The following is an 888-nucleotide window of genomic DNA, read 5'->3' as shown; positions in this document are numbered from 1 at the left end:
GTACCTGCTTGCGCCAAGGTTTTGACCAAATCGCAAAGCTCACTGCCGCCTTCAATCTTAATCACATGCGCGCCCGCCTGCATCAGCTTACGGCTATTGGCCACCGCATCTGGGAGCGTCACATAACTCATAAATGGCAAATCCGCTAAAATCAGTGCATGCTTATTACTACGGGCGATATTGGCCGTATGATAAGCCATATCATCGACGCTAACTGGCAAGGTTGAATCATGACCCTGTACCACCATGCCCAAACTATCACCGATCAAAATCGTATCGATTTGCGCGTTGTCCATCATGCGTGCAAACATGGCGTCATAGCAGGTCAGACAGGTGAATTTAACACCGTCTTTTTTAAATTTATTTAAAGTAGATAACGTTGTCATATCACCCTCAATGCGGTTAACTATTTATAGCTTTTGATATTTTAATAAAATGCACAGCCACTATCGTAGCATCCAACTTATCCATAATTCTACAGAGGCGTTAATTCAGTTTTAATAGCTTTAGCCCCGTCCAATCGTCACTGGGCGGATAATCCGTTATTGGTTTGTTTAAAATGATTAACTCTGGCGCCAACTCTCGTAGCGGTAACAAAACAAAATTACGCTCATGCAAACCTGCGTGCGGTATCGTTAATTGCGGCTCTGAGATTTTGATATCCCCATACAATAAAATATCGACATCGAGGCTGCGCTCACCCCAGCGGCGCAGACGGGCGCGTTTAGCTTGTTGCTCTAGCAATTGACAAAATGCAAGCAGCTCAAACGCAGGTAAGGTAGTCTCAAAACCTATAACCGCATTGACAAAGTCAGGCTGATCTTGCGGTCCCATCGGCGCCGAAGCGTAGAAAGAAGACACTCGTACTGCTCGTATTTGCTTATTTTC

The 888-nt window shown here is 45.0% G+C and carries 2 protein-coding genes; both read right to left on the bottom strand.

Annotation, left to right across the window (positions count from 1 at the left end; translation table 11 throughout):
- On the bottom strand, positions 1–386 hold a 386-nt coding region (locus V7D75_RS05555), incomplete at its 3' end, for a 3-methyl-2-oxobutanoate hydroxymethyltransferase (RefSeq protein ID WP_333613772.1).
- A gap of 100 nt (positions 387–486) precedes the next feature.
- The coding region (gene folK / locus V7D75_RS05550) for a 2-amino-4-hydroxy-6-hydroxymethyldihydropteridine diphosphokinase (protein ID WP_333613748.1) at positions 487–888 on the bottom strand (402 nt) is incomplete at its 5' end.

The sequence above is a fragment of the Psychrobacter sp. genome (assembly GCF_036731945.1).
GTDB lineage: Bacteria > Pseudomonadota > Gammaproteobacteria > Pseudomonadales > Moraxellaceae > Psychrobacter.
This window is presented reverse-complemented; position numbering and strand designations above follow the sequence as displayed.